The sequence below is a fragment of the Pontivivens ytuae genome (assembly GCF_015679265.1).
Taxonomy (GTDB): Bacteria; Pseudomonadota; Alphaproteobacteria; order Rhodobacterales; family Rhodobacteraceae; genus Pontivivens; species Pontivivens ytuae.
On sequence record NZ_CP064942.1, the window covers coordinates 3114161 to 3138825 of the forward strand.

General features: G+C 68.1%; 25 protein-coding genes and 1 tRNA gene. 12 read left to right on the top strand and 14 right to left on the bottom strand.

Going from position 1 to position 24665, the window contains the following annotated elements:
* Positions 1 to 10: 10 nt before the first annotated feature.
* Positions 11 to 1810, top strand: coding sequence for a cation:proton antiporter (locus I0K15_RS15395; RefSeq protein ID WP_196102384.1), 1800 nt, complete (start codon positions 11 to 13; stop codon positions 1808 to 1810).
* A 34-nt stretch (positions 1811 to 1844) separates the two neighbouring features.
* Here the strand turns inward: I0K15_RS15395 and I0K15_RS15400 are convergent, their stop codons facing one another.
* The 4 genes from I0K15_RS15400 to glmU form a co-directional block, all read right to left on the bottom strand.
* Entirely contained in the window at positions 1845 to 2525 is a 681-nt protein-coding gene (locus I0K15_RS15400; protein ID WP_196102385.1) for a DNA alkylation repair protein, read from the bottom strand.
* The gene (locus tag I0K15_RS15405) at positions 2522 to 3004 is read right to left on the bottom strand and encodes a hypothetical protein (protein WP_196102386.1); all 483 of its coding nucleotides are present in this window, start codon (positions 3002 to 3004) and stop codon (positions 2522 to 2524) included. Before I0K15_RS15405 ends, I0K15_RS15400 begins: the two co-directional genes overlap by 4 nt.
* Before the next feature lie 66 nt (positions 3005 to 3070).
* Positions 3071 to 4894, bottom strand: a complete 1824-nt coding sequence (gene glmS, locus I0K15_RS15410; RefSeq protein WP_196102387.1) for a glutamine--fructose-6-phosphate transaminase (isomerizing) — start codon at positions 4892 to 4894, stop codon at positions 3071 to 3073.
* A complete protein-coding gene (gene glmU, locus I0K15_RS15415) occupies positions 4894 to 6237 on the bottom strand; it encodes a bifunctional UDP-N-acetylglucosamine diphosphorylase/glucosamine-1-phosphate N-acetyltransferase GlmU (protein WP_196102388.1) in 1344 nt (447 codons plus the stop codon). Before glmU ends, glmS begins: the two co-directional genes overlap by 1 nt.
* A gap of 109 nt (positions 6238 to 6346) precedes the next feature.
* On the opposite strand from glmU, the gene I0K15_RS15420 reads away from it, so the two are divergent.
* Positions 6347 to 7006 carry an HAD-IA family hydrolase gene (locus I0K15_RS15420; RefSeq protein ID WP_196102389.1) on the top strand — a complete coding sequence of 220 codons (660 nt, stop codon included), beginning with the start codon at positions 6347 to 6349 and terminating at the stop codon, positions 7004 to 7006.
* 55 nt (positions 7007 to 7061) lie between these two features.
* Positions 7062 to 7137, top strand: a tRNA-Val gene (locus tag I0K15_RS15425).
* Here I0K15_RS15425 and I0K15_RS21285 read toward each other — a convergent pair.
* On the bottom strand, positions 7094 to 7384 hold the full coding sequence (locus tag I0K15_RS21285; protein ID WP_422394017.1) for a helix-turn-helix transcriptional regulator: 291 nt from the start codon (positions 7382 to 7384) through the stop codon (positions 7094 to 7096). The genes I0K15_RS15425 and I0K15_RS21285 overlap by 44 nt on opposite strands.
* On the opposite strand from I0K15_RS21285, the gene I0K15_RS21100 reads away from it, so the two are divergent.
* The 3 genes from I0K15_RS21100 (at position 7271) to I0K15_RS15440 (ending at position 10101) form a co-directional block, all read left to right on the top strand.
* Positions 7271 to 7852: a hypothetical protein gene (locus I0K15_RS21100; RefSeq protein ID WP_230374146.1), complete on the top strand. Its 582-nt coding sequence runs from the start codon at positions 7271 to 7273 to the stop codon at positions 7850 to 7852. The two genes, I0K15_RS21285 and I0K15_RS21100, sit on opposite strands and share 114 nt — an antisense overlap.
* Before the next feature lie 153 nt (positions 7853 to 8005).
* Positions 8006 to 9094, top strand: coding sequence for an isocitrate/isopropylmalate dehydrogenase family protein (locus I0K15_RS15435; RefSeq protein ID WP_196102390.1), 1089 nt, complete (start codon positions 8006 to 8008; stop codon positions 9092 to 9094).
* Positions 9091 to 10101: a Gfo/Idh/MocA family protein gene (locus I0K15_RS15440; RefSeq protein ID WP_196102391.1), complete on the top strand. Its 1011-nt coding sequence runs from the start codon at positions 9091 to 9093 to the stop codon at positions 10099 to 10101. The genes I0K15_RS15435 and I0K15_RS15440 overlap by 4 nt, the downstream gene beginning before the upstream one ends.
* 3 nt (positions 10102 to 10104) lie before the next feature.
* Here the strand turns inward: I0K15_RS15440 and I0K15_RS15445 are convergent, their stop codons facing one another.
* From I0K15_RS15445 to fliF, 5 genes are read right to left on the bottom strand one after another with little or no spacing between them, the layout of a single operon-like run.
* Complete coding sequence (locus I0K15_RS15445; RefSeq protein ID WP_196102392.1) at positions 10105 to 11175, bottom strand: flagellar motor switch protein FliG; 1071 nt, start codon at positions 11173 to 11175, stop codon at positions 10105 to 10107.
* Positions 11172 to 11885, bottom strand: a complete 714-nt coding sequence (fliP, locus tag I0K15_RS15450) for a flagellar type III secretion system pore protein FliP (protein ID WP_196102393.1) — start codon at positions 11883 to 11885, stop codon at positions 11172 to 11174. The genes I0K15_RS15445 and fliP overlap by 4 nt, the downstream gene beginning before the upstream one ends.
* Positions 11875 to 12216, bottom strand: coding sequence for a FliM/FliN family flagellar motor switch protein (locus I0K15_RS15455; RefSeq protein ID WP_196102394.1), 342 nt, complete (start codon positions 12214 to 12216; stop codon positions 11875 to 11877). Before I0K15_RS15455 ends, fliP begins: the two co-directional genes overlap by 11 nt.
* The gene (locus I0K15_RS15460; RefSeq protein WP_196102395.1) at positions 12194 to 12805 is read right to left on the bottom strand and encodes a FliH/SctL family protein; all 612 of its coding nucleotides are present in this window, start codon (positions 12803 to 12805) and stop codon (positions 12194 to 12196) included. The genes I0K15_RS15455 and I0K15_RS15460 overlap by 23 nt, the downstream gene beginning before the upstream one ends.
* Entirely contained in the window at positions 12802 to 14388 is a 1587-nt protein-coding gene (gene fliF, locus I0K15_RS15465; protein WP_230374147.1) for a flagellar basal-body MS-ring/collar protein FliF, read from the bottom strand. The genes I0K15_RS15460 and fliF overlap by 4 nt, the downstream gene beginning before the upstream one ends.
* Before the next feature lie 132 nt (positions 14389 to 14520).
* Here fliF and I0K15_RS15470 point away from each other — a divergent pair, with 132 nt between their 5' ends.
* From I0K15_RS15470 to I0K15_RS15490, 5 genes are all read left to right on the top strand, one after another.
* On the top strand, positions 14521 to 15027 hold the full coding sequence (locus I0K15_RS15470) for a flagellar basal body-associated FliL family protein (protein WP_422393986.1): 507 nt from the start codon (positions 14521 to 14523) through the stop codon (positions 15025 to 15027).
* 11 nt (positions 15028 to 15038) lie between these two features.
* Entirely contained in the window at positions 15039 to 15434 is a 396-nt protein-coding gene (locus I0K15_RS15475) for a hypothetical protein (RefSeq protein ID WP_196102397.1), read from the top strand.
* Entirely contained in the window at positions 15431 to 16000 is a 570-nt protein-coding gene (locus I0K15_RS15480) for a MotE family protein (protein ID WP_196102398.1), read from the top strand. Before I0K15_RS15475 ends, I0K15_RS15480 begins: the two co-directional genes overlap by 4 nt.
* Before the next feature lie 63 nt (positions 16001 to 16063).
* A complete protein-coding gene (gene motA / locus I0K15_RS15485) occupies positions 16064 to 16936 on the top strand; it encodes a flagellar motor stator protein MotA (RefSeq protein ID WP_196102399.1) in 873 nt (290 codons plus the stop codon).
* Positions 16933 to 19059 carry an ATP-binding protein gene (locus tag I0K15_RS15490; protein WP_196102400.1) on the top strand — a complete coding sequence of 709 codons (2127 nt, stop codon included), beginning with the start codon at positions 16933 to 16935 and terminating at the stop codon, positions 19057 to 19059. Before motA ends, I0K15_RS15490 begins: the two co-directional genes overlap by 4 nt.
* Before the next feature lie 239 nt (positions 19060 to 19298).
* Here I0K15_RS15490 and I0K15_RS15495 read toward each other — a convergent pair whose 3' ends face one another.
* From I0K15_RS15495 to I0K15_RS15510, 4 genes are read right to left on the bottom strand one after another with little or no spacing between them, the layout of a single operon-like run.
* Complete coding sequence (locus I0K15_RS15495; protein WP_196102401.1) at positions 19299 to 20090, bottom strand: DUF4198 domain-containing protein; 792 nt, start codon at positions 20088 to 20090, stop codon at positions 19299 to 19301.
* Positions 20087 to 21592 (bottom strand): glucosylglycerol-phosphate synthase, encoded by a 1506-nt coding sequence (gene ggpS, locus I0K15_RS15500; protein ID WP_196102402.1) that lies wholly within the window; start codon positions 21590 to 21592, stop codon positions 20087 to 20089. Before ggpS ends, I0K15_RS15495 begins: the two co-directional genes overlap by 4 nt.
* Positions 21589 to 22353: an HAD-IIB family hydrolase gene (locus I0K15_RS15505; protein WP_196102403.1), complete on the bottom strand. Its 765-nt coding sequence runs from the start codon at positions 22351 to 22353 to the stop codon at positions 21589 to 21591. The genes ggpS and I0K15_RS15505 overlap by 4 nt, the downstream gene beginning before the upstream one ends.
* Positions 22350 to 23486, bottom strand: coding sequence for an NAD(P)H-dependent glycerol-3-phosphate dehydrogenase (locus I0K15_RS15510; RefSeq protein WP_230374148.1), 1137 nt, complete (start codon positions 23484 to 23486; stop codon positions 22350 to 22352). The genes I0K15_RS15505 and I0K15_RS15510 overlap by 4 nt, the downstream gene beginning before the upstream one ends.
* Positions 23487 to 23676: 190 nt before the next feature.
* Here I0K15_RS15510 and I0K15_RS15515 point away from each other — a divergent pair, with 190 nt between their 5' ends.
* Positions 23677 to 24660, top strand: a complete 984-nt coding sequence (locus I0K15_RS15515; RefSeq protein ID WP_196102404.1) for a transferrin-binding protein-like solute binding protein — start codon at positions 23677 to 23679, stop codon at positions 24658 to 24660.
* Positions 24661 to 24665 lie beyond the last annotated feature (5 nt).

Genomic DNA, 24665 nt, shown 5'->3' on the forward strand with positions numbered 1-24665 from the left:
AGGAGCGCGCATGGACCCGGTCACCACCTTCGCCCTTATTGGCCTCGTCGGCATCGGATCGCAGTGGCTCGCGTGGCGGTTCCAGCTCCCGGCCATCGTGCTGATGCTCGCGGCGGGGCTGGTGGTGGGACCGGCGACGGGCCTATTGGTGCCGCAGGCGACCTTCGGCGAGCTCTTCAAGCCGATCATCGCGGTGGCGGTCGCCGTGATCCTGTTCGAGGGCGGGCTGACGCTGAACTTCAAGAGCCTGAAGGATGCGGGGCCGTCCGTCACCCGGCTGGTGGTGATCGGCGCGCCGCTCGGCTGGCTGATGTCGACGCTCGCGATCCGATATGGCGCGGGGCTGAGCTGGGAGAGCTCGATCGTCTTCGGCGGCATCATGATCGTGACCGGGCCGACCGTGATCACGCCGCTCTTGCGGCAGGCGCGGCTGCAATCGCGGCCCGCGCGGATCCTGAAATGGGAGGCGATCGTCAACGATCCCATCGGGGCGCTCGCGGCGGTGCTCGCCTTCGAGGTGTTCCTCGCCCTCTACGGCTCCCTGACACTCGCCGGTGCGATCTGGCATCTGGTGCAGGGGATCACGCTCGCCACGGTGCTCGGCTTTGCCGGCGGCTGGGTGATCGCGTGGGCGTTCCGGCGGGGCAAGGTGCCGGAATACATGAAGGTCTCGGTCCTCTTCGGCGCCGTGCTGCTGATCTATGCCGCTTCCGACTACGTCCTGCACGAAAGCGGGCTGCTCGCGGTGACGCTGATGGGCATCTACCTCGCCAACACGCATCTGCCCTCGCTCGACGAGATCCGGCGGTTCAAGGAGCATGCGACGATCATCCTCGTCTCCGGCGTGTTCGTGCTGCTCGCCGCTTCGCTGACGATGGCGGACCTGCAGACGCTGAGCCTTCGCACGGTGCTCTTCGTCCTCGTCGTGGTGCTAATCGCGCGGCCTGTCACGGTGCTGGTCTCGCTGATCGGAACCGGGCTGCCGTGGCAGGAGAAGGCAATGATCGCGTGGATCGGGCCACGGGGTGTGGTGCTGGTGGCGGTCTCCGGCCTCTTCGGCACGCAGCTTGTGGATCTCGGCGTTGCGGACGGGGCGCAGCTTACCGCGCTCGCCTTTGCGCTCGTTGCGGGCACGGTAGTGCTGCACGGCTTTTCCATGGCGCCGCTCGCGCGGTTCCTGGGGCTGACGGCGGCCTCGAAGCCGGGGCTGCTGATCGTGGGGGGCTCGCGCTGGTCGCTGAACCTCGCCAAGGCACTGGAGAAGGCTGAGATCCCGGTGCTCGTCGTCGACCGCAACTGGTTCCGCCTGCGCGCGGTGCGGGAGGCCGGGATCCCGACCTATCACGGGGAGATCCTGTCGGAGGCGGCGGAACATTCCCTCGACCTCGCAAAGTACGGCGCGGTACTCGCGGCGACCGACAACGACGGCTACAACGCGCTGGTCGGCACCGATTTCGGGCCGGAATTCGGGCGCAACAACGTCTTCCAGATCGGCCGCTGCGAGGGGGCGGAGGGGCGGCAGGAGCTGCCCGCGCAGCTCGGTGGGCGGCAGTTCGGGCCCGGCACCTCCTACGAGGATTTCGCGCGGCTGGTCGCCGAGGGTTGGTCGTTCCGCACCACGCGGCTGAGCGAGGAGTTCGGGCTGGAGGACTACATGGCCGCCAACCCGGACGCGAAGATCTTCGGCTATGTCGGTGAGGGCGGCCTGCGGCTGGTCGAGGGCGACAACCCGCCCGAGGTCCGGCCGGGCATTCGCATCATGGCCCTCTCAAAGAAGCGGGAGGATCGCGGGCAGGGCGCGGTGGCCTGACGCCTCCGGCGGGCGTATTTGGCGAGAGTGATGATCAGGCGAGGTGCTTCGTCGCCTCGCGCCGGGCGAAGGCCTTCATGGCGTCGCCGTGCGCGGCAAGAAAGGCGTGGACGCGCTCCGGATCGTGCTTCGAGAGGGTGCGCAGCCACCAGCCGACGGCCTTCTGGATGAACCATTCGCGGTCGGCGGTGTAGGCGGCGGCCCAGCCGAGGATGCGTTCGCGCGCTGCGAGATCCGCCTCGGACGGATGCCGGCCCTTGGCCCAGTCGAGGGTGAAGACGAGGGCGGCGCGGCGCTGCCACATGTTTTCGGCCTCGGTCCAGCGTTCCAACTCGTCGAGGCGGCCGGGATCGGCGCGCAGGCGGCGCTCCGCGGGTTTGGCGGCGGCGTCTGCGATGGCCCAGGAGTCGAATTGCGGCACCCAGCGGGTGATCTCGGCCCAGACCGGCGCGTCGTCGGGCTTGATGCGGGCTTGGGTCAGCAGCTTCGTCGCTGCGATCCGCGCCTCGAAGATGTCGCTATCCCAGAGGGCGGCGGCCAGCGCCACCCGCGCATCCCGGTCGAGGTCCGCGCGCCAGTCGCGCGCCAGCTCCTCGACCGTGCCGTTGGAGAGGCCCAGATAGCGCCGCTCCACCTTGTGATAGGCCGCCATCTCCGCTGCGCGGGCCGGATCGCCGCGCGCCTCCAGCGCGGCGAGTGCGGCCTCGGGCGTCATGCGCTCTTGCGGCTCAGCAGCACCTGATCGAACTGGCCGTCGGTACGCTCACGCTGTCCGCGCAGGCGCCCGTCCTCCCAGAAATAGACGACGCGGCGACCATTGGCGAAGACGACGAGGTTGCCCGCCTCGTTGATGAAGCCTGGGCGGCGGTGGCTCTCGGCGCGCAGCGGGCCGAAGGGCGCGGTCGTGTCGATCACCACGGCGGAGCCGTCCTGGAAGACCTCCGTCACATAGATCTCGTGGCATTGCTGGCCGTTCCAGGCGCTGTTGCCCCAGACGCCGAGATAGCGGTTCCAGGTCTGCGGCAGGCCTTCCTTGGCCGGCTGGATCTCGTTGCGGCCGTAAGGATCGTCGTAGAGATCGACGGTGTAGCAGGTCGGCTTCACGAGCACGGCGTCGGCTAGCGGCTCGGGCCCCTGCGGCTCGCAGGCCGCGAGTGCGAAAAGGACGGACGCGAAAACGGCGGTACGGATCATGGTTGTGTCCCCAGATGGCTTTGCTTTTCCCCCGGTCGTGGCGGACCGGGCTGCCCGCCCCGAATCCTACTCGACCGTGACCGACTTTGCGAGATTGCGGGGCTGATCGACATCCGTGCCCTTCATGACGGCCGTATGATATGCGATCAGTTGCGCCGGTGCCGCATAGACGATGGGGGCGATCACCGGATCGAGGGTTGGCATGACGAGGACCTCCGCCGTGCCTTCCTGCGCGATGATGGCCCCTTCCGCATCGGTGACGAGGAGCACGCGGCCACCGCGGGCCATCACCTCCTGCATGTTGCTCACCAGCTTTTCGAAGAGCGCGTCGCGGGGGGCGAAGACGATGACGGGCACCGTCTCGTCGATCAGGGCGATGGGGCCGTGCTTGAGCTCGCCGCTCGCATAGCCCTCGGCGTGGATGTAGCTGATCTCCTTGAGCTTCAGCGCGCCTTCGAGGGCCAGCGGATACATCAGGCCCCGGCCGAGGAAGAGGATGTCGCGCGCATTCGCGAGCCACTTCGCGGTCTCGGCGATCTGATCCTCGGTCGCGATCGCCTCCGCCATGAGGCGCGGCAGTTCGAAGAGGGCGCTGACGAGCCGCGCCTCCCGCTCCGGCATCAGGGCGCCGCGGGCGCGGCCGGCGCGGATGGCGAGCGCGAGCAGGACCATGAGCTGGCAGGTGAAGGCCTTGGTCGAGGCGACCCCGATCTCCACTCCTGCGCGGATCGGCAGCACGACGTCCGAGGCGCGGGCGATGGAGCTTTCGGTGGCGTTGACCACGGCCACGATCTTGCCCGCGCGGCCCTTGCAGTATTCGAGGGCGGCGAAGGTGTCCGCCGTCTCGCCCGACTGGCTGACGAAGATCGCCATGTCGCCGCCATCGATGGGCGGTTCGCGGTAGCGGAACTCGGAAGCCACGTCGATCTCCACCGGGATGCGGGCCATCTGCTCGAACCAGTAGCGCGCAACGTGGCAGGCGTAGAAGGCGGTGCCGCAGGCCACCAGGATGATCCGGTTGACACCCTCGAAATCGAGCTCCTCGACGAAGCCGCCGATGCGGTCGCGCTCCGGCGTCGTGTAGGATTGCAGGGCGTAGGTCAGCACCTCGGGCTGGTCGTGGATCTCCTTCGCCATAAAGTGGCGGTGCTCGCCCTTCTCCGCGATCGCGTTGTCGAGGGAGACGGTGCGGATCTCGCGCTCCACCCTCTTGCCCTCGGCGTCGAAGATGCGGGCCTCGGCGCGGGTGACGACGGCATGGTCGCCGCTTTCGAGATAGGCGATGCGGCGGGTGAGCGGGCCGAGGGCGACCGCATCGGAGCCCACGAACATCTCGCCATCCCCGTAGCCGATCGCGAGCGGCGGACCCTGGCGGGCGGCGATCAGGAGATCCTCCTCCCCGTCGAACAGGAAGCAGAGGGCGAAGGCGCCGGTCAGCTTCTTGAGCGTTGCGGCCGCCGCCTCCTCCGGCCCCATCCCGTCGGCCATGTAAAGCGCGCAGAGTTGGGCGACCGTCTCCGTATCTGTTTCGGTCTGGAGCTCGACGCCGCGGTCGTTGATCTCCTTTCGTAGCTCCTGGAAGTTCTCGATGATGCCGTTATGCACGACCGCGACGGGTCCCGCGACGTGCGGGTGGGCATTCGGCGTGGTCACGGCACCATGGGTCGCCCAGCGGGTGTGGCCGATCCCGGCCTTCCCCTTGATCGGGTCGTCCACCAGGAGATCCGCGAGGGCGCCGAGCTTGCCGACGGCGCGGCGGCGGTCGAGCACACCCTCGTGCACCGTCGCGATGCCCGCGCTGTCATAGCCGCGATATTCCAGCCGCCGCAGCGCCTCCACCAGAAGCGGGGCGGCGGAGTGGTCGGACAGGACCCCGATGATGCCGCACATCAGCGTTTCTCCTTGAGCGATTTGAGGCGGGCGACGAGGCGTGCGCCGAGGCCGGGCTTGTTGACCTGCCGCGCGCGCCCGATGGCGAGGTCTCCGGGGCCGACATCGGTGGTCACGACCGAGCCCGAGGCGACGTAGCCGCCATCGGCGATGGTCACGGGTGCCACGAGCGCGGAGTTGGAGCCGATGAACGCCTCCGCCCCGATGGTCGTGCGGTGCTTGAACACGCCGTCATAGTTGCAGGTGATGGTGCCCGCGCCGATATTCGTGCGCTCGCCGATATCGGCGTCGCCGATATAGGTGAGGTGGTTGACCTTGGCGCCCTCGCCCAGCACCGCGTTCTTCACCTCGACGAAGTTGCCGACATGGGCGTTGCCGCCGACCTCCGCCCCTGGGCGCAGGCGGGCAAAGGGGCCCACCGTGGCACCCTCGGAGACGTGGCACCCTTCGAGATGGCAGAAGGCGCGGATCGTGGCGCCGGTCTCGATCGTCACGCCGGGGCCGAAGACCACGTTGGGGCCGATGCTCACGTCGCGGCCGACCACCGTGTCGAAGGCGAAGAAGACGGTCTCGGGCGCGGTCAGCGTGACACCGGTCGCCAGCGCCTCCTCCCGCATCCGGACCTGGAACGCCGCCTCGCCGGCCGCGAGGTCCGTGCGTGAGTTCACGCCCAGCGTCTCCTCCTCCGCGCAGGTGACGACGGCGCATTTCAGGCCGCGCGACCGGGCGATGGCGACGATGTCGGTGAGATAGTATTCGCCCTTCGCATTGTCGTTACCCACGGCCGCGACAAGCTCGAAGAGCGTGGTACGGTCGGCGCAGACCACGCCGGAATTGCAGAGGGTTATGGCGAGTTCCTCAGGTAAGGCGTCCTTTGCCTCCACGATCGCCTCCAGCCCGTCGGGGCCGGTCTTCAGGCGACCGTAGCCACCGGGATCGGCCGCCTCGAAGCCGAGGATGACGACGGCCGCGCCCTTGGCGCGCTCGGCCTGCATCGCCTCCAGCGTCTCGCCGCGGACGAAGGGGGTGTCGCCGTAGAGCACGAAGGCGTCGCCCTCGAAGTCCGCCAGCGCGCCGCGCGCCTGGTCGACCGCGTGGGCCGTGCCGAGCTGGTCGACCTGCTCCACGGTCTCGGCCTCGGGCGCGTAGTCCGCCAGGACCTTCGCCACCTCATCACCGCCATGCCCGGTCACGACCACGGTGCGCGAGGGCGCGAGCGTGTCGGCGGAGCGCAGGGCGTGGGCGATCAGCGGTGCGCCGCCGATCTCGTGAAGGACCTTCGGCAGGTCCGATTGCATCCGGGTGCCTTGTCCTGCGGCGAGTAGGATGATCGCGGTGTTCATTCTTGTGGTCCCTCGTTTGAGCGCGGCTTATAACGGCGCCCGCAGGGCTCGGAAAGCGGCCTTCAATCAGCTTTCGTTTCACTCGGTTGCACGGGAGCGGGGAGTTCACATGCGCACGGCAGTCTTCGATCTGGACGGCACGCTCGCCGATACCAGCGCCGACCTGATCGCGGCGGCCAATGCCTGCTTCGTCGCGCGCGGCTTCGGCACCCCGCTCGATCCGGTGGCCGACGCTCTCACGGCCTTCCGCGGCGGGCGCGCGATGCTGCGGCTGGGGGTGGAGCGGACGGGGGCGCCCGACGTGTTGATCGACGAGGAGTACCAACGCTTGCTCGACCACTACGCCGCCCATATCGACGTGCACACGGTGCTCTATCCCGGGGTGGAGGCCGCACTCGACCGGCTGGCGGGGGCAGGCTGGGTGCTCGCGGTCTGCACCAACAAGCCCGAGGGGCTGGCGGAGACGCTTCTCACGCGCCTCGGCATCCGCACCCGCTTCGCCGCGATGCTGGGCGCGGACACGCTGCCGGTGCGCAAGCCCGACCCCGAGCACCTGCGCGAGACGGTGCGTCGCGCGGGTGGGGCGCAGGCGCGTTCGGTGCTGGTGGGCGATACGGTGACGGACCGCGACACGGCGCGCAATGCGGGCGTGCCGGTGGTCCTTGTGAACTTCGGCCCGCAGGCGGCGCGCACGGCGGAGCTCGCGCCCGACGCGCTCTTCGATCACTACGATGATCTGCCCGGAATGCTGGACCGGCTGGTGGCCTGAGCGACGTTTTGCCCTTGACCCTCCGGCGTGCAGATGCGACATGCTCCGCCGACCCGGGACGTTAGCTCAGTTGGTAGAGCACAGTGTTCACATCGCTGGGGTCACTGGTTCGAATCCAGTACGTCCCACCATCCCTTCCACCACGATCCTGCGGCGATACTCGGCCGGCGTGATGTCGAGCACGCGGCGGAACGTGTCCGTCATGTGGCTCTGCGAGGAGAAGCCGGTCATCATCGCGACCTCCGCGATAGAGCGTTCCGGCTCGTGCAGCAGCTCCTGCGCGCGGTCGAGCCGCCGCGAGATGACGAAGGCATAGGGGCTGTAGCCGGTCGAACTGCGGAAGGTGCGGCGGAATTCCTCCGGCGGCTGGCCCCAGATCGCGGCGAGGTCGGCGATCCGGATCGCGCCGTCGAGATGCCCGTCGACATAGGTGCAGAGGCGGGCGAGCGAGCTGGCCTCGACCTTTTGCGGGACACGGCGCAGGCGGGTGCGGCCCGCGCTGAAGCAGATGGCGACGAGATCTGCGAGGGCCGCGGCGGAGACCGCGTCGCCCGCCTGCAGTTCGGCGAGGCGGGCGAGCTCCAGCGCGCCGGGCGGCTGGTCGAGTACGACCACCTCCTCATGGAGCTCCCGCGCCCGAGCCGCGATCACGGGCAGCCGCGCGCGAGACCAGCCGAGGCGTGCCGTGAGGCCCGGCGGGATCGAGATCAGATCGCCCGATTGCGCTGTGACTTCGGCCACGCGGACCGGTCCCAGCGGCAGGGCCATCACATGAGCAATCTCGGGGGCCACGAACACGTTTCCCGGCGGAAGCAGCGTCACCGCCCCCGGTCGGTCGTCAAATGAAGCAGTCTGCGTCGCAGGCGCTGCCATGGCGAAGTCCCGAACTCTGTCCGTTGCAGGACCTAGACCGCTTCCGCCCCGCGGAAAGTCACGATGCTCGACAGAGCGCGTGAGGTGCGGGCACTGTGGCGCGGAAAACCGTGCGGGGAGGCAGGGATGAGCGAGACCTATCACATTGCAGTGTTCGAGGGCGATGGGATCGGGCCGGAGGTCATGGCGCCGACGCTCGACCTCCTCCAGCGGCTCGGCCGCAGCCATGGGTTCGCGCTGGCCTTCGAGACGCTGCCGGCGGGTGCGGGGCATTATGCGCAGACCGGCGAGGCGTTGCCCGCGGCCTCGTTGGAGGCAGCGCGGGTGGCGGACGCGATCCTGCTCTCGGCCATGGGCGATCCCGCGGTGCGCTACCCGGACGGCACCGAGATCACGCCACAGATCGACCTGCGTATCGCCATGGGCCTCTATGCCGGGGTGCGTCCCGTGATGCTCGCGCCGGGGCAGGCGGGGCCGCTACGCCGCCAGGGGCCGCTCGACTTCGTCCTGATCCGGGAGAGCACGGAAGGCCTCTTCGCCTCCCTCGGCAAGGGAGAGGTGGAGGCCGACGCGGCGCGGGAGACGCTGGTGATCACGCGCGCGGTCAGCGAGAAGCTGTTCCGCTTCGCCTTCCGCCTTGCCGCCCGGCGGAAGGCCGCGGGGCGCGGGCCGGGGCGAGTGACCTGCGTGGACAAGGCCAACGTCTTCCGCGCTTTCGCCTTCTTCCGCGAGATCTTCGATGGCGAGGCGGCGCGGCACCCCGACCTGATCGCGGATCACGCCTATGTGGATGCGGCCGCCCTCTGGATGGTCACGCAGCCGCAGCGTTTTGACGTCATGGTGACGGAGAACATGTTCGGCGACATCCTCTCCGATCTCGGCGCCGGGCTGATGGGCGGGCTGGGCCTCGCGCCCTCTGCCGACATTGGCGACGAGAACGCCGTGTTCCAGCCGTGCCACGGGACGGCGCCCGACATCGCGGGGAAGGGGCTCGCCAATCCGCACGCGATGATCCTGTCGGCGGCGATGATGCTCGACTGGCTGGGGGAGGAGCGAGGCGCCCCGGCGCTGGTCGCGGTGGGGGAGCAGCTTCGACGGGCCGTGCAGACGGTCGTCGGATCGGGGCAGGCGCTGACCGGAGATCTGGGCGGTAGCGCGCGGACCGACGAAGCCGCGGCGGCCGTTGCGGACGCGCTGGCGGCGGAGACGGTATGACCCTCACCGTCGCCTGCCTCGGCGCAGGCTACTTCGCTCGGTTCCATCACGAGGCATGGGAGCGGATCGACGGCGTCGCGCCCATCGCCGTCGTCGACCGAGACCTGCCGCGCGCCGCCGAGGTCGGCTGGCCCGCCTTCCCGACGCTGGAGGAGGCGTTCGCGCGCGGCGTGCCCGACATCCTCGACATCGCGACGCCGCCCGAAACCCATCTGGCGGCGATCCGGGCGGGGCTCGCGGCGGGCGTTCGCCTCATCATCTGCCAGAAACCGTTCTGCGCCGGGATGGAGGAGGCGGTTGCGGCCACCGAATCGGCGGAAGCCGCTGGCATCCCCCTGATCGTGCACGAGAACTTCCGCTTCCAACCCTGGTACCGGGTGATGCGCGCCGCGCTGGAGGCCGGTCGCCTCGGTGAGGTCCATCAGCTCACGTTCCGCCTGCGCACCGGGGACGGGCAGGGGCCGCGCGCCTATCTCGATCGCCAGCCCTACTTCCAGCAGATGGAGCGCTTTCTGGTGCACGAAACCGGGGTGCACTGGATCGACACCTTTCGCTTCCTGCTGGGGCGACCCGACTGGGTGATGGCGGACCTGCGGCGGATGAACCCCGTGATCGCGGGGGAGGACGCGGGCCATGTCCTCTTCGGCTTTCCCGGCGGCGTGCGCGCGCTGCTCGACGCCAACCGGCATCTGGACCATGCGAGCGATACTCCTCGAAGAACCTTTGGCGAGGCGGAACTGGAAGGAACGGAGGCTACGATCACCCTGCGCGGGGACGGCGGCGTGCGGCTGCGGGACCATGGATCGCAGGCCGAGGACGTGCTGCTGCCCTCCCGCGACTGGCCCGGCTTCGCGGGCGACTGCGTCCATGCCCTGCAAGCCCACGTCGTCGCCCATTTGCGCGAGGGCGCGCCGCTCGAAAACACGGCGCGCGACTACCTCGATGTGTTGCGGATCGAGGAGGCGGTGTATCGTGCCGCCGAGACCGGGTGCCGGCAGACGCTCTGAGCCTCAGACCTCCGGCTCGCGCAGCTTCATCTCGCCGCGTTTGGCGAGGCGCTGGATCTCGGCGATGATGGCCGACTGCGCCTGCTCGCCGTCCTTCACCTTGACCTCCTGCATCTGCTTTATGTCCTCGACATACCGTTCGGACAGGCGGCGGGAGATGTTCTCGAGGATGAAGGTCGCGCTCGGCTCCTCCGTCTCCAGCCCCGCTTTCAGCGCGGTCAGCAGCGTGTCCTCGTCGACGTTGCGCACCACCGTGCCGATGTCGCGCGGCTCCACCCGGGTGACGATGTCGGCGAAGGTGAACATGACGCGCTGCACCTCGGCGGAGAGTTCGGGCTTGCGCTCGTCGAGATGGTCGAGCATCCGGCCCCGCGTGGCCCCCGAGACGTTGTTCATCAGCCCCGCGATCAGGTCCGCCGGGCTGCGCGTCGCCATGCTGGCCTGCACGGCGGAGAGGAAGTCGCGCACGATGACCGTCTCCACCAGCGAAACCACGTCCGGGTCGAGGCGCGGCACGCGCGACAGGCGCAGGACGACCATCTGCGCGAAGGCGGGTTCGAGCTGTTCGAGCACGGCCGCCGCTTTGTCCGCGCGCAGCTCGCTGAGCACCACGGCGGCGGTTTGCGGGTGCTCGCCCTGCAGGAAGGTGGCCACCGCAGCGCTGGGCGCAAGTCCGAGCTGATCCCAGATCGAGCGGTTCATGGCCCCATCGACATCGTCCATGATCCGCGCGACCGCGGCGCTGTCGAGCACCTCCTCCAGGATCCGGCGCGCGGCGTCTGCGCCGCCCGCCACGTCCTGAGCATCGCCGAGGCCCGCGATGAACTCCTCCGACACTTCGCGCAGGGTCTCGCTCGGGATCCGCTTCAGCCCGCTGATCGCGACGGCGAAGCGGTGGAGGTGAACCTCGTTCATGTCCTTGAGGAACGGCGCCGCCCGCTCCGGCCCCAGGGCGGCGAGCACGATGGCGGCCTTCTGCGGCTTCGTCAGCTGCGGGCCACCCGTCGTCGCGGGCAGCCCCTTGTCTTCGTCGCGCAGCGCGAGGTCGCGGCGCGTTTCCATCACGCGGCTCATGATCCGTAGCTCCGCACCAATGCCCCGGCGAGCAGCGTCCAGCCGTCGGCCATTACGAAGAAGGCGAGCTTGAAGGGCAGGGAGACGACGACGGGTGGCACCATCATCATCCCCATCGACATCAGGATCGCGGCGATCACGAGGTCGATCACCAGGAACGGCAGGAAGATCATGAAGCCGACCTCGAAGCCGCGCTGCACTTCGGTCAGCAGGAAGGATGGGACCAGCAGATCGAGCGGGATCTCAGCGCCGACCGGGCGGCCGCGGGCGCTGGCCAGCGTCTCGATCGTGGCGGGATCGACGCGGCCCTCCATAAAGACCCGGAAGGGCGCGAGGGTGCGGCCAAAGGACTCCTCCACTGCGATCTCCTGATTGAGGAGCGGCGTGATCCCCTCGGCCCACGCGGCGGAGAAGACGGGCTCCATCACGAACCACGTGAGGAACAGCGCGAGGCTCACGATCAGCATGTTGGGCGGCGCCTGCTGCACGCCGATCGCCTGGCGTAGGATGGAAAGCACCGTAACCATGAACGGAAAGCAGGTGAGCATGATCGCGAGCCCCGGCGCGAGGCTCAGCACCGTGACGAGCACGAAGAGCTGGACCGTGCGCAGGCTCAGCGACCCGTCCCCCAGATCGAAGGACAGCGCCTGCGCGGCTGCGGCGCCGGGCAGCAGGACCAGAAGGCAGAGAAGGGCCGCCCTAGCTGCCATCGTGCATGTCCGCCACTTCGGTGAGCCGCACGCCGAGCCGGCCGGAGCCGTCATCCATCTCCTGCAACTCGCCACGCGCGATCAGCCGGTCGCCGACATAGAGCTCCACCGGATCCGACACGCCGGTGTCGAGTGTCAGGACCGAGTCGCGGTGCAGCTTCACGAGATCCGCAATCATCGGCCGGGCGCGCCCGACGGAGACGAGCACCTCGATCGGGACGCCGTGAAAGGCCCGGGGCGCGCGGCCTGCGGTGCGGCTGAGCCCGCCATTGCCGAGCTCGCCGAGCTGCGGTGCGGCGGAGGTCTCCTCACGCGTGCTGTCGTCGTTCATCTTCGGTCTCCTCGGTCTGGTGCAGAGCGTCCTGCGCGGCGGTCAGCCGGGCCTTGAGGGCGGCGCAGACCTCCTCGATGTCGATGCGGGCGGAGGCGGGCTCGCTCACGATGCGTGCCTGACCGGGCTGGAGTGCTGGCTCCACCGTGCAGGGGATGCCGTCGGGCAGGGCCGCGGCGATGGCGTCGTGGTCCTGTGCGCTGGCGCGGACCTCGAACGGAGCATGCGGTGCGTCGGACAGATGGCGGCGCAGCTCATCCGCCACGAGATCGGCGAAATAGGCGCGCGCCGCCGGGGCGAAGAGGCGGTCGAGCAGCGCCTCGACCAGCGGCAGCAGCGCCCGCTCCGCCGCTGCCTGTGCAGTGGCCAGCGTGATCTCGGCGTCGGACAGGGCCTCGCGCAAGGTGGCATCGAGGGTCGCGGCCTGCCGGGCCGCGGCCTCCCGCGTCTTTTCCACGCCGTCCGAGAAGCCCTTGATGTAACCGGCTTCGCGAGCCGCCTCTACCATCTCGGGCGTGGTTTCAGGCGGGGCGTGGACCGCCGCGTGCGGCCGGTCGAAATCGTCGAGGCGCAGGGCGCGCAGGGTCATGCCGGGTTCTCCTCAGCCAGGTCGGCCTCCATCCAGGAACGGAGCAGGCTGGAGGATTCGTCCGCCCGCTCCTCGATCGTTTCGCGAAGCCGCGTGAGCGGCGGGTCGACGCGCTGTTCGAGGGCCGCCATCTCCGGATTGGCGGCCAGCGCGCGGGCGGCGTCCTGCTGTGCATCCTCGGGGACTGCGAGGGCGGGCAGCTCCTCCGTCTCGATGAGCTGCAGATCGTCATCGGTGCGCTTCATCAGCATGGGGCGCAGCACGAAGAGGCCGAGCACCAGCGCGACGACGGCGAGGAGCCCGTACTGGACGAGGCTCATGGCCGAGATCGTGCCGCCGATCAGTCCGGGATTGCCGGCGGTGGTGCCCTCCAGCCCCGGCTCGGGGAACTCGAGGCTCTGCACGGTGAGCTGATCGCCGCGCGCCGCATCGAAGCCGGTGGCGGAGCGGACGAGCTCGGCGAGCGTCTCCAGCTCCTCCTCCCCGCGAGGGGTCCAGTTCCGCGTGCCGTCCGGCGCGATCTCCACGATGCCGTCCACGAGAACGGCGATGGACATGCGGCGGACCTGCCCGGGCGCCCGAACCCGCTCGCGCAACACTTCGGAGACCTCGTAATTCGTGCGCTCGCGCGTGCGGACGACTTCGCGGGTGCTGCGGTCGTTCTCTCTGGCGGCGTCGCCGTCGGGCAGGTTGCTCGCGACGGTGACCGCACCCGGCCCGGGGCCGTCGGCATTCTCGATGTCCTCCTCCACGTCGGAGTGGATCGCGACGCGGCTTTCGGGATCGATGACGCGCTCGGTCACCGTCTCGCTGTCCGGATCGGTCTCCACCGAGACCTCGACGATGGCGCGCCCCGCGCCGACCCGTGCCTCAAGCAGGCGTTGGACATTCTGCCGCAGCGTGTCCGCGCGGCTGTCCGACATGGACTGCGCCAGCCCGTCCTCGCTCGACGAGATGACGACCCCCGCCGCCGCGTCGATGACGGAGACGTCGGCGGGATCGAGCCCCGGCACCGAGGACGCGACCAGGTGCCGCACCGCGTCGGCCTGTGCCACGTTCAGCCCTCCGCGCGCCGGCGTCAGCGTCACCGACGCGCTGGTCCGCGCGCCACCGCGGCGAAACGGCCCGTCCTCGCCCATCGCAAGATGCACCCGAGCGGCGCGAATCGCAGGCGAGGCGACGATGGTGCGCGCCAGCTCCCCCTCCTGCGCGCGCCGGTAGGCGGCGTCGAACATCTGCGAGGTCGTGCCGAAGCCCGACAGGCTGTCGAGCAGCTCGTACCCCACGCCGCCCTGCGCCGGCAGGCCCTCGCCGGCGAGGGAGAGACGCAGCGTGTCGCGCTCCGTCTCCGGCACGTAGATGGCGTTGCCGCGCACGTCGAACCGGGTCTCGCGCCGCTCCAGCGCCTCGATCACCTCGGCCGCGGCACCGCCGTCGAGCCCCGAGTAGAGGAGCGCCATCTGCGGGGCGGCCGCGATGCGCGCCAGCATCAGGACGGCCACGAAAACGGCAATCGCCGCACCTGCCGCGATCAGCCGGGCACGGGAGGACAGGGCATCAAGGCGCTCGAAGATCTGGGGCAAGCTCGACCTCATTCTGTGTCGCTTCACGGCCGTTCGGGCCGCGTCGTCTGGGCTCATCCCTAGGCGGTCCCGCTTAACAATTGGTTAGTCGTCACCGGGTTAGGACAGGCCAACGGAAAGAGGAGAGCCACGGTGAGCGAGACGCAGACCGAGACGAAGGATGCGCCCAAGAAAGGCGGGAAGATCATGCTGATCCTCGGCGTTCTTCTCGCGCTGGTCGCCGGGGGCGGGGCCTTCTACGTGGTGCGATTCGATCCGCTGCAGCTCTTGGCGCAGGAGATGGCGGAGGGTGAGATGGAGATGGCCGCTCCGGAACCCGTGACCCCGCTGCCCGAGATGCAGTTCGTGGCCCTCGACCCGATGCTGGTCAGCCTCGGCCCCGTCGCGACGCGACAGGTCCGCCATCTGCGCTTTGCCGCGACGCTGGAGGTCCATCCGCAATACGCAGAGGAGGTCGAGCAGCTCCGCCCGCGGCTCGCCGACGTGCTCACAACTTATCTGCGCGCGGTCGATACGGCTGATCTGGAGGATCCGGCGGCTCTCGTCCGGCTGCGCGCCCAGATGCTCCGCCGCATGCAGGTCGTCAGCGGTCAGGGGCGCGTGCGAGACATCCTCATTACCGAATTCGTACTGAGCTGAGGGAGAATCCCATGGAATTTCTGGCAGATGGACTGCTGATCTGCGGCTCGCTCGCCGTGGCCGCCTATTGCGCGATCCTGTCCGCGCGCGTGCGTGAACTGGGGCGCCTCGACAAGGGGATGGGGGCCGCGATCGCCGGCCTCTCCGCCCGCGTCGACGACATGCGCCGGACCTTGGGTGCCGCGCAGGAGGCGAGCGGCGCTTCGGTCGACGAACTGGCGCGCATGACCGCCCGGGCCGAGCAGGCCGCTGGCCGGCTGGAACTGCTGCTCGCGACACTGCACGATTCGCGCACCGGCGAGGCGCGGCCGGTCGCGGCGCCTGTTCCTGCTCCGGAGCCGCAGCGCGACCCGCGCGAGACGCTCTCGCGCAGCCTGCAGGACGTCTACAAGGCGATGAAGTCATGAGGCGCCGCGGCCCCCGCACGCTCGCCCTCGTCGCGGCCGTCCTGTTGCTCTCCGCCGGGCTGCGGGTATCGGACAACCGCGCCGGCTTCGGCGAACTCCTCTCCGGCTGGATCGGTGCGGCCCAGGCGACGCCCACCATTCAGACCGAACCCGATCCGGAGGCAGAGAACAGCTTCCTCGCCGCCTTGCAGGCGCGCGAGAGCGAACTGGATGCGCGAGCGCTGGAGTTGGCCGCGCGAGCACAGGAAATCGCGGCGGCCGAGGACAACCTCCGCGCTCAACTTCGGAGGTTGGAGGAAGCGGAGGCCGATCTCGCCGAGACGCTGCAACGCGCGGACGGGGCTGCCGAGGCGGATGTCCAGCGCGTCGTCGCGGTCTACGAGAACATGCGCGCGGCCAATGCCGCTCCGCTCTTCGAGCAGATGCAGCCCGATTTTGCGGCCGGTTTCCTGATCCGGATGGCGCCGGACAAAGCGGCCGAGATCCTCGCCGCCGTCGATGCGAGCCAGGCCTACGCCATCAGCGCCATCATGGCCGGCCGCAACGCCCGCGCGCCGCGGCAATAGGCGCGTTCAGCGGATCTTAACCCGCCCGGTGACAACGTCGCCCGGTATTAAGGGGGAGCAGGAATGACAGGCGTCATCGGTCTCATCGTCGTCTTCGTGATGGTCATCGGCGGCTACCTGTGGGGCGGCGGCAAGTTCAGCATCATCCTGGGCTCGATCCACTACGAGATGATGATCATCGGCGGCTCCGCCGTCGGTGCCTTTATCATTGCGAACGGGACCCACACACTGAAGACGACGCTCGGCGATATCGGCGCCGTCTTCCGCGGCCCGCGGTGGAAGGGGGACGACTACGCTGAGCTGCTCATCCTCCTTTACGAACTTCTGCGCGTCGCCCGCCAGAGCCCGGTTCAGCTCGAAGAGCACATCGAAGCGCCCGAGACGAGCGACATCTTCTCCCGCTTTCCCCGGATCCTCGCGGATGAGGAGGCGATCAGCCTGATCTGCGACACCCTGCGCGCCGCCACGATGAACTACGACGATCCCCACCAGGTGGAGGAGGTCATCGACAAGCGGATCGAGACGATGCACCACCACGCGCTGCAGTCGAGCCACGCCCTGCAGAACATGGCGGACGGACTGCCCGCGCTCGGCATCGTCGCGGCGGTGCTCGGCGTGATCAAGACGATGGGCTCCATCGACCAGCCGCCCGAAGTGCTGGGCAAGATGATCGGTGGCGCGCTGGTCGGAACCTTCCTCGGCGTGTTCCTCGCCTACGCCATCGTCGGCCCCTTCGCGACCAAGGTGAAGCATGTCCGCGAAGAGGATCACCATTTCTACATCCTGATCCGCGAGGTGCTGGTAGCGAGCCTGCACAATCATGCGCCCAACATGTGCGTCGAGATCGGCCGCCAGAACACGCCCTCAGGCATCCGCCCCAGCTTCGACGAGTTGGATGGGGCGCTACGCTCCGACAATGCTCAGGCGGCGGCATGAGGACCGGCCTTCTCGCTGGCATTGTTCTGATCTTTTGGGCGGGTAAGGCGGTCAGCCAAGAACTCGCGCCCCTTCGTGCGGGTGAACACCCGACATTCTCGCGGATCGTGATCGACGCGCCGCCTCCAGCGAACTGGTTTGCGCGTCATCGTGGGCGCGACGTGGTCGTGGTTCTTCCGGGTCTCGACATTCGCGGTGTCGAGGATGTCTTCGCCCGGATGCCGAGGACCCGCATCCTCTCGGTTCTGCGCACTACTCGCGGCCTCCGCCTGCGCTTGGGCTGCAACTGCGCGGTCCAGGCCTTTGCTCTGGACGACCGGCATCTAGTGATCGACGTTCGAGATCCTCAGGCTGCACCTGCCGTAGAACGGCCAGATTTGCTTCAAGACGACAATCCTGAACAGGCGGAGCCTCTCACGTCTGCGAATGCGGATGCTCCCGATCCAATGGAGGAAATCGCTCCCCCAGCCGCCGACCTTGACGCGGCGCGTCAGTCCCTGATCCGAGAGCTGACGCGCGCGGCCGACCAAGGACTTCTCGACTTCGTGGAGGAACCAGGGCGAGCTGCTGTTTCGCAGCAGTCATCGCTGGAAGAGCCCAGCGGTTCCGCGGATGTTGCCGACCTCGAGGCCGCGATGGATGCGCTGCGCTCGGATCAGCAGATTCGGGTGCGAACCGCCTACGACGGACCCTCGCCCGTACCCCAAGACCCTCCTTCCTGCGGGCCGCCCAGTATAGCGCTTTTCTCCGACGATCCGCCCGAGGCCGAGTACGGCGATGTCATCGAGCTGCGCGCCTCCCTGCTCGGCGAGTTCGACCGACCCGATCCCGACGTGCTGCGCGCCCTGATCGAGCGCTACATCATCATGAGCTTCGGGACGGAGGCCCGATCCTTGCTGGCCGCCTATCCGGACGTGCTCCCCGAACGGGATCTGTACGCGGACATGGCTCTGATCGCCGAGGGTGAAACGGTGACCAGCGGGCCACTCGCATCTCTCGCTCAATGTCCCGGGATCGCCGGTGTTTGGGGCCGGACAGCGGCCGGTCCGGGCGCTTTGGTCTCCGATGAAACGACTGAAAAGCAGCTTGAGGCCCTAGGAACACTTCCATCCGACGCTCGAGCTCTGCTTGGAGGCGCTCTGGCCGAGGTGCTCATGGATGACGACAACATCGAGACAGCCGCCGAAGTCCTTGCGCTAGTGCGGCGCAGTGGTCAGCCGCTGTCACCTCGGATGGCTTTCGTGGCGGCGAGATTGGCGCTCGAGAACGGTGACGTATCGGAGGGCGAGACTGCGCTTCTCGCACTCACCGATGCTACCGGAACCGTGTCGGCCGAAGCGATCGCGCTTCTGACACAACGACAGCTGGATCGTGGAGAAGAAATCCGGCAGTCGCTGCGGCTCGATCTGCAGGCGGCGGCATTCATGCTTCGCGGCAGCCCGCTGGGTGAGCGTTTGATTGGGCTGATCGCGCGGGAACATGCGGCCCGCGGCGACCTGCATATCGCGCTACAGGCGATCCGCGACAGTGTTGTACGCGAACCGGAGCGCGCTGCTTTCTGGAGCGATGTGACGGCTGCTTTGATTATCGAAACCGAGCCTGACACACCGAACTTCGCACGTGCGCTGACCGAGTTTGCCGATCTGCTCCCGCTGGATGAGCGTGGTGACCGAGCTCGGCGATCGGGGGCCGCCGGGCTGATTTCGCTCGGGCTGCCGAGTCCGGCACTCGACCTGCTTGGACCCGCGCTTGGACGACGCGACGCTGCGGCTCGGGTTCTGGCGGCGCGGGCTTTGCGAATGAGCGGCGCGTCGGAGGCTGCGCTGGGTCAGTTGTCAGGTCTCGACAGTGACGCGGCAAATCTGGAGCGGCTCGACATCCTCATTCGCGCCGGGGCGTTCGAACAGGCCCGCGAAACGCTTCGCCGACTTCCGGTTGCGCGTCGTCCGGAAGCGGCCCGCCTTTTGCTGGCCGAGCAGGAGGAGGGCTCAGCTAGCTCTGCTACCTTGGAGGAAGGAGGGCGCGCGATCGCTGATCCGCTGTCGCTGCAGTCGAGCCGCCAACTTCTCGCCGAAACAGCCGAGATCCGGGAGGGGGCTGGCCAACTTCTGGGGGCTGAGTGACCGTGATGGGAGGATATCGCTGAAAGGGTTGACAGCGCATTGGTGAGGGTTGTCTGCAGCAAGTTGCTTGGATCACCCGAGCTCGCTGGTGGTGTCGGCAAGAAGCGCAAATCCGATCAGAGGAACTCTATGTTCTGAAAGGCTACGAAGTTTCGCGTTTTTCAGTCGCGGTTATCGAAATGCTTCCGTGCTAACAAAGCGTGGGGCGTTCACGTACGGGGCTGGCTCTCCTCAGCGGGTTACTTGGGCGGAGAGAGCCATGTCACGGAGGCCCAGTGGGAGCGCCAGACGGGTCCGTCGTCCGGGGCAACGGGCAGACTCTCCATGATGACGGCGTTTGCGAGGTAGAGGCCGGGAGTGTTGAGGGGGATGTCTGCTTTGCCGTTTGCGTTTGTCGTCAAGGGGTGGAGGGTGACTATCCCGGACGGGTCGCGGTGGAAGAGGTTGATGCGGGCATCAGCCAGGGGGGAGCCTTGGTCGAAAAGGGTGAGCGTGGTCGGCTCGACGGTCCATGGCTGGCCGCTGGCGACGATCTCGGTGCGCAGGCCGACGCGGCGGTCCGAGCTCACGATGCCGTCGCCGACAGGAAGCAGGGCCTTGGCGTGGCGGACGTATTCTTCCTGAAAACCCGAGGGGGGAAGGCCGCGGGCCGCGTGGGCCTCGAGCAGGTCGTCGAGGCCCTCGTACTCCGCGAAACGGGCGAAGCGGGCGGGATCGTTGTAGGTGATCGTCTGGGCCGACGCTTCGTGCACGACGATGTAGAGCCCGGCGCCGTTCACCTCGTGATAAAGCGCCGGGATGTCGCCGAGGCGGCCCTCCACCGTCTCGACCCCGTTCGGGCCGATCACCTCGAAGCGTTCGAAGGTCGAGGGCAGGTAGGGCAGGTTGTTGCCCGACAGCTCCTGCCCGACGCGCAGGCGTGCGGTGATCGCCTCACCCGGTTCGAAGCGCGCCGCCGTGGGCTCGATCCAGAATTCGTGGCCCGCCGCTGGTACCGCCAGCAGCCAGGCCGCCACAACCCATCGGATCATGCTGCGTCGTCGGCCGCGTGGTCGACTCGGCGCAGCCGGTCGAAGAGGGCGGTCTGCGAGCCGACCCAGCCGTTGATGTCGAAGGCACGGACGCGGGCGCGCAAGCGCTCCATCCGGCCGCGCATCTCCTCGGCATCCATAGCGAGCGCCTGTTCGATACCACTGTCCATGCTGGCATGGCTGAACGGGTTCACCGGCACCGCCCCGTCGAGCAACACCGCGACGCCCGCGAACTCGGAGAGCACCAGCACACCGCCGAGATCCGCGCGGGTCATACAGAACTCGCTCGCTACCAGGTTCAGGCCATCGGCCAGCGGTGTGATCCAGGCGACGTCGGCCGCACGGTAGTACGCAAGCAACTCCTTGAACGGGATCGCAGTCGAGATCAGCGCCACCGGCTGCCATTCGAAGGAGCCGTACGTGCCGTTGATCCGGCCCGTCAGCTCCTCGATCCGCTGCTGGATCTCCTCATAGGCGGTCATGTTCCGGTTCGCACCGACGGAGACATGCATCAGGCGGACCTTGCCGTGCAGGTCGGGGCGTTTGGCCAGCAGCCGCTCGAACGCCTCGAGCTGCTGCACGTTGCCCTTGGTGTAATCGGTGCGGGAGACGGAGACGATGAGCTGCTGCTCGCCGAGATCGGCGCGGATCTCCTCGACCTTGGCCTGCACCTCGGGCTCGGCCATGCAGCTTTCGATGTAGTCGGTGTCGACGCCCACCGGGGAGGTATCGACGATGATGTCGTGCTCGTGGTGGCGCAGCGCCTTGATGGTGTTGCGCTCGGACAGGGCCATGCCGCGAGGGCTCATTTCCTCGATCGTCGGGGCCTCGTCGATGGTGCGCGACGAGGTGAGCGAACGCGCCACCGCCTTGAAATTGTTGGAGTAGCGCGGGATGTGGAAGCCGACCGCGTCGGCCTCCAGCAGCGAGCGCACGATCTCCTCTCGCCAAGGCAGCACGTTGAAAAGGTCGGGGTTCGGGAAGGGCGTGTGGTGGAAGAACGCGATCTTTACCGACGGTTTCAACTGCCGCAGATAGGCCGGCACCAGCCACAGGTTGTAGTCGTGGACCCAGACGACGGCATCGTCGCTGGCCTCGGCCGCCGCGGCCTCCGCAAACGCCCAGTTCACCTGCCGGAACATCGGCCAGTCCACGGGGTCGTAGTTGTAGCGCTCCTTGAAGCCGTGGAGGATCGGCCAGAACGCTTCCTTCGAGCTGACATGGTAGAAGCTCGTCACCTGCTCCGGCGTCAGCGGCAGGCGGGAGACGTTGTACTTCCCGTAGCTGTCATCGATCTCGATCACCCGCTCGAACTCGGGATTGGCCGGGTCCTCGGCATATTTCCACGCGACCCAGGAGGCCTTCGACACGCGGCCGAAGAAGCTCTTCAGCGTCGGCACGATCCCGTTGGGCGAGGAGTTCTCGCGCAGCTCGATCTTGCCGTCGACCTCGACCTCCTCATAGGGCTGGCGGTGATAGACGATGACGAGATCGGAGCTCATGCCGCCACCTCATGCACTTCGGGGTGGAGGTCGAAGGCGGCGATCGCCTCGATGATACCGGCCGCGCCGATCGCCGCGCAGTGGCGCGCGGTCTGGATGTCGCGCGTGGCGTCGAGCAGCGGCTGCTCCGAACCGCCGACGACGGCACCCTGCAGGCCCGTCTGGAACATGGACAGATCGTTGAGCGTGTCGCCCGCGACCAGCGTTCGTCCATGTGCGATGCCGAAATGGTCGAGGAAGCGCAGCAGCGTCGGCCCCTTGCTCACCCCCGGCGGCAGCACGTCGAAGAACCGGTTGTCCGAGATCAGGACGTCGAGGCCCATCTCGCGCACGCGCCCCTCCGCCACCCCGTCATAGGCGTGCGGATCGTAGTCGTAGCTGACGCGGTAGCGGAACGGCGTCGGCTGAAGCGTCAGCCCCGCGGCCCCGTCGAGCGTCGCGCGCACCGCGTCGCCCCGGCCGCCCCAGAGCTCGGCGATCTGCTCCTCCAGCGGCTCGATCACGTGGATCTTGCGCTCCCGCACCTCGGCCACCGTGGTGCCCACGTCGCCGATCACGTAGTCCGGCCAGGGCACGAAGCCGTCGCTGCACAGGCTCTCGATGAACATCGGATCGCGGCCCGAGACGAAGACCAGACCCACGCTGTCGCGCCGCGCCTCGATCCAGTCGTAGAGCGTGCGCCGGTCGTCCTCGGTCCCGCCGAGGAACGTGCCGTCGAGATCGGTGGCGAGGGTGAAGGTCTTTTGCCCCGCAGGGGTCATGGAAGAAGCTCCTCAAATCTGATCTGGGCCTCGGTTTCGGCCGGGTGAGCGATGGAGATGTCGAGCGCGCGCGGCTCCGCCTCGATGGGCGCGGCCCAGTAGGCGGCGAACGCCTCGCCGATGGGCTGGCCGTCCGCCACGATGGAGCGGACCATCTCGCAGATCGGCATATGGAGGTTGTGGCGGCGGGCAAGGTCGGTGACGGTCGTGGCGTTCTCCCGCCCCTCCACCACGACAGGCTTGCCGCCGAAGACCTGATCCTCCGCGATGCCCTGACCGCGCTGCGCGCCATAGGAGAAGTTGCGCGACTTGGTGGACGAGCAGGTGAGCATCAGATCACCGATGCCGCTGAGCCCGGTCACGGTTTCCCTCCGTCCGCCGAGCACGACGGCCAGTTCCTTGATCTCGGCAAGGCCCCGGGTGATGAGTGCTGCGCGCACGTTCTCCCCGAACCCGGCGCCGGCGAGGATGCCGCAGGCGATGGCGATCACGTTCTTTACCGCGCCGCCGATCTCCACCCCGATCAGGTCGTCGGAGACGTAGGGGCGGAAGCTGTCGGTGGTCAGCGTCGCTGCCAGCCGGGCCGCCGCGATGTCGGGCATCGCCGTCGCTCCGTCGGCCGCCGAGGTGCAGGCGATGGTGACGGCGGTCGGATGCTCCGCCGCGGTCTCTACCGCGAATGTGGGGCCTGAGACGGCGCCGAGCACGCGGCCCGGGGCGGCATCGGCCGCGATCCCGGTCATCAAAAGGCCCGTGCCCGCCTCGATCCCCTTCGCGCAGATGAAGAACGGCGCGTCGGCGGGGGCATGGGCGGCGGCAAGCTCGCTCATGGCGCGGATGCTGCGCGAGGGCGTGACGATCAGGACGACCTGCGCGTCGGCCAGCGCCTCCTCCGGATCGGTGGTCGCGCCGATGCCCTCGGGCAAGGCGATGTCGGGCAGGTAGGCGGAGTTGCGCGCCTCGTCCCGCAGCTCCGCCACGATATCCTCCCGCCGGGCGAGCAGCGAGACATCGCGACCGGCCCGCCGCGCGACGGCCGCGAGTGCCGTGCCCCATGCCCCGCCGCCAATAACGGCCACACGGTCATAGGCGAGCATGTCGGACGGCTCCACAGGCGCTTGGTTCTGAATCATGAAGTCTTTTCGCTTGTTCGGGATGTAACGAAAGGGTGGAGCGGCGCCGCCCGATTTCAAGGCGAGACACCCTCTGGTTGTGCGTTGCGGCAAAACGGCAATAGTCTGAGATGCTTCTTGATTTACAGCCCTTTTGCCTTGTTCAGGGCCAAGCCCTCGGAAATGATCCGGCGCAACTATGGGGGATGCAATGTCCGGCTTCATCAAGAACGCTTCAGCAGCTTTTCTTCTCTGCGCTCTGGCGGCCTGCGGCGGCGGCGGTGGTGGCGGTAGCAGCTCGTCGTCGCCGCAATTCGGTCCCGCGCCTGCGGAGGGTCTGACCCTCGCACAGCTCAGCGATGGTGAGTTCGTCACGTCCCGCAACTCGGGCGGTATCGGCAAGTCGATCCGTTACCGGGAGGACGACAGCTCAACGGTTGGTGGCGAGGCGGATGTCGCGGTGAACAGCTCGGATCTGAAGATCGACGGCATTATCGCGACCGACGATATCGAGACCGGCCTTATCCGCATCGTGTTCAACGAAAATACATCCGCCAACGTGCAGCTCCAGAACGGTGTTTTTGTCGGCACGACGGTCGGTGGCAGCCGGACGGTCAATCTCCAGTCGCTCAATCTCGACGACATCGGCACGGATCCTGGCGACTATCAGTCTGTGATTGCGGGCGTCTACGAGTCGCCCACGGCGACGGGCGATCAGAACACCTTCTTCGGCGGCTTCCACGCGGGCTCGCTGGCGCCGACATCGGCGCTCACCGGCACGAGCGTGGTCTTCACCGGCGAAATGAGCGGCCGCTACGTGCGGGTCGACGACACCACCACCGCGCTGGAGGTCAGCGACGCGACCGGCGACGTCTCGATCACCTTCGACTTCACGAACGGTACGATCGGCTCGCTGTCCGGTATCTCCAACATCGTGCTGACCAATGTGAGCGGCGCGGGTCCCAACCGGGCGATCACCGACGTGCTCCAGATCACGAACGGCACGATCTCCGGCAACGAGTGGGACGGCGACTTCACCGTCTTGAACCCGGACATCTTCAACGCCACGCCCACCAACAGCACCATCTCCGGCCGCTTCTACGGCCCGGACGGCAGCGAGACGGCGGGCGCGTTCCGTCTGAACGACGAGGGCGGCGACGAGTTTCTCGCCGGCGTGATCGTCGCCAAGGAGTGACGGGC

What these genes read in the sequence shown, in the direction of transcription:
- I0K15_RS15455 (WP_196102394.1), bottom strand. Translation starts at nt 12,216, where the DNA reads ATGAACGACGACAGCACGCGTGAGGAGACCTCCGCCGCACCGCAGCTC.
- I0K15_RS15435 (WP_196102390.1), top strand. Translation starts at nt 8,006, where the DNA reads ATGAGCGAGACCTATCACATTGCAGTGTTCGAGGGCGATGGGATCGGG.
- I0K15_RS15510 (WP_230374148.1), bottom strand. Translation starts at nt 23,486, where the DNA reads ATGATTCAGAACCAAGCGCCTGTGGAGCCGTCCGACATGCTCGCCTAT.
- I0K15_RS15440 (WP_196102391.1), top strand. Translation starts at nt 9,091, where the DNA reads ATGACCCTCACCGTCGCCTGCCTCGGCGCAGGCTACTTCGCTCGGTTC.
- I0K15_RS15490 (WP_196102400.1), top strand. Translation starts at nt 16,933, where the DNA reads ATGAGGACCGGCCTTCTCGCTGGCATTGTTCTGATCTTTTGGGCGGGT.
- I0K15_RS15515 (WP_196102404.1), top strand. Translation starts at nt 23,677, where the DNA reads ATGTCCGGCTTCATCAAGAACGCTTCAGCAGCTTTTCTTCTCTGCGCT.
- I0K15_RS15405 (WP_196102386.1), bottom strand. Translation starts at nt 3,004, where the DNA reads ATGATCCGTACCGCCGTTTTCGCGTCCGTCCTTTTCGCACTCGCGGCC.
- fliP (WP_196102393.1), bottom strand. Translation starts at nt 11,885, where the DNA reads ATGGCAGCTAGGGCGGCCCTTCTCTGCCTTCTGGTCCTGCTGCCCGGC.
- ggpS (WP_196102402.1), bottom strand. Translation starts at nt 21,592, where the DNA reads ATGAGCTCCGATCTCGTCATCGTCTATCACCGCCAGCCCTATGAGGAG.
- motA (WP_196102399.1), top strand. Translation starts at nt 16,064, where the DNA reads ATGACAGGCGTCATCGGTCTCATCGTCGTCTTCGTGATGGTCATCGGC.
- glmU (WP_196102388.1), bottom strand. Translation starts at nt 6,237, where the DNA reads ATGAACACCGCGATCATCCTACTCGCCGCAGGACAAGGCACCCGGATG.
- glmS (WP_196102387.1), bottom strand. Translation starts at nt 4,894, where the DNA reads ATGTGCGGCATCATCGGGGTCCTGTCCGACCACTCCGCCGCCCCGCTT.
- I0K15_RS15400 (WP_196102385.1), bottom strand. Translation starts at nt 2,525, where the DNA reads ATGACGCCCGAGGCCGCACTCGCCGCGCTGGAGGCGCGCGGCGATCCG.
- I0K15_RS15460 (WP_196102395.1), bottom strand. Translation starts at nt 12,805, where the DNA reads ATGACCCTGCGCGCCCTGCGCCTCGACGATTTCGACCGGCCGCACGCG.
- I0K15_RS15395 (WP_196102384.1), top strand. Translation starts at nt 11, where the DNA reads ATGGACCCGGTCACCACCTTCGCCCTTATTGGCCTCGTCGGCATCGGA.
- I0K15_RS15445 (WP_196102392.1), bottom strand. Translation starts at nt 11,175, where the DNA reads ATGAGCCGCGTGATGGAAACGCGCCGCGACCTCGCGCTGCGCGACGAA.
- I0K15_RS15420 (WP_196102389.1), top strand. Translation starts at nt 6,347, where the DNA reads ATGCGCACGGCAGTCTTCGATCTGGACGGCACGCTCGCCGATACCAGC.
- I0K15_RS15480 (WP_196102398.1), top strand. Translation starts at nt 15,431, where the DNA reads ATGAGGCGCCGCGGCCCCCGCACGCTCGCCCTCGTCGCGGCCGTCCTG.
- I0K15_RS15475 (WP_196102397.1), top strand. Translation starts at nt 15,039, where the DNA reads ATGGAATTTCTGGCAGATGGACTGCTGATCTGCGGCTCGCTCGCCGTG.
- I0K15_RS15505 (WP_196102403.1), bottom strand. Translation starts at nt 22,353, where the DNA reads ATGACCCCTGCGGGGCAAAAGACCTTCACCCTCGCCACCGATCTCGAC.
- I0K15_RS15495 (WP_196102401.1), bottom strand. Translation starts at nt 20,090, where the DNA reads ATGATCCGATGGGTTGTGGCGGCCTGGCTGCTGGCGGTACCAGCGGCG.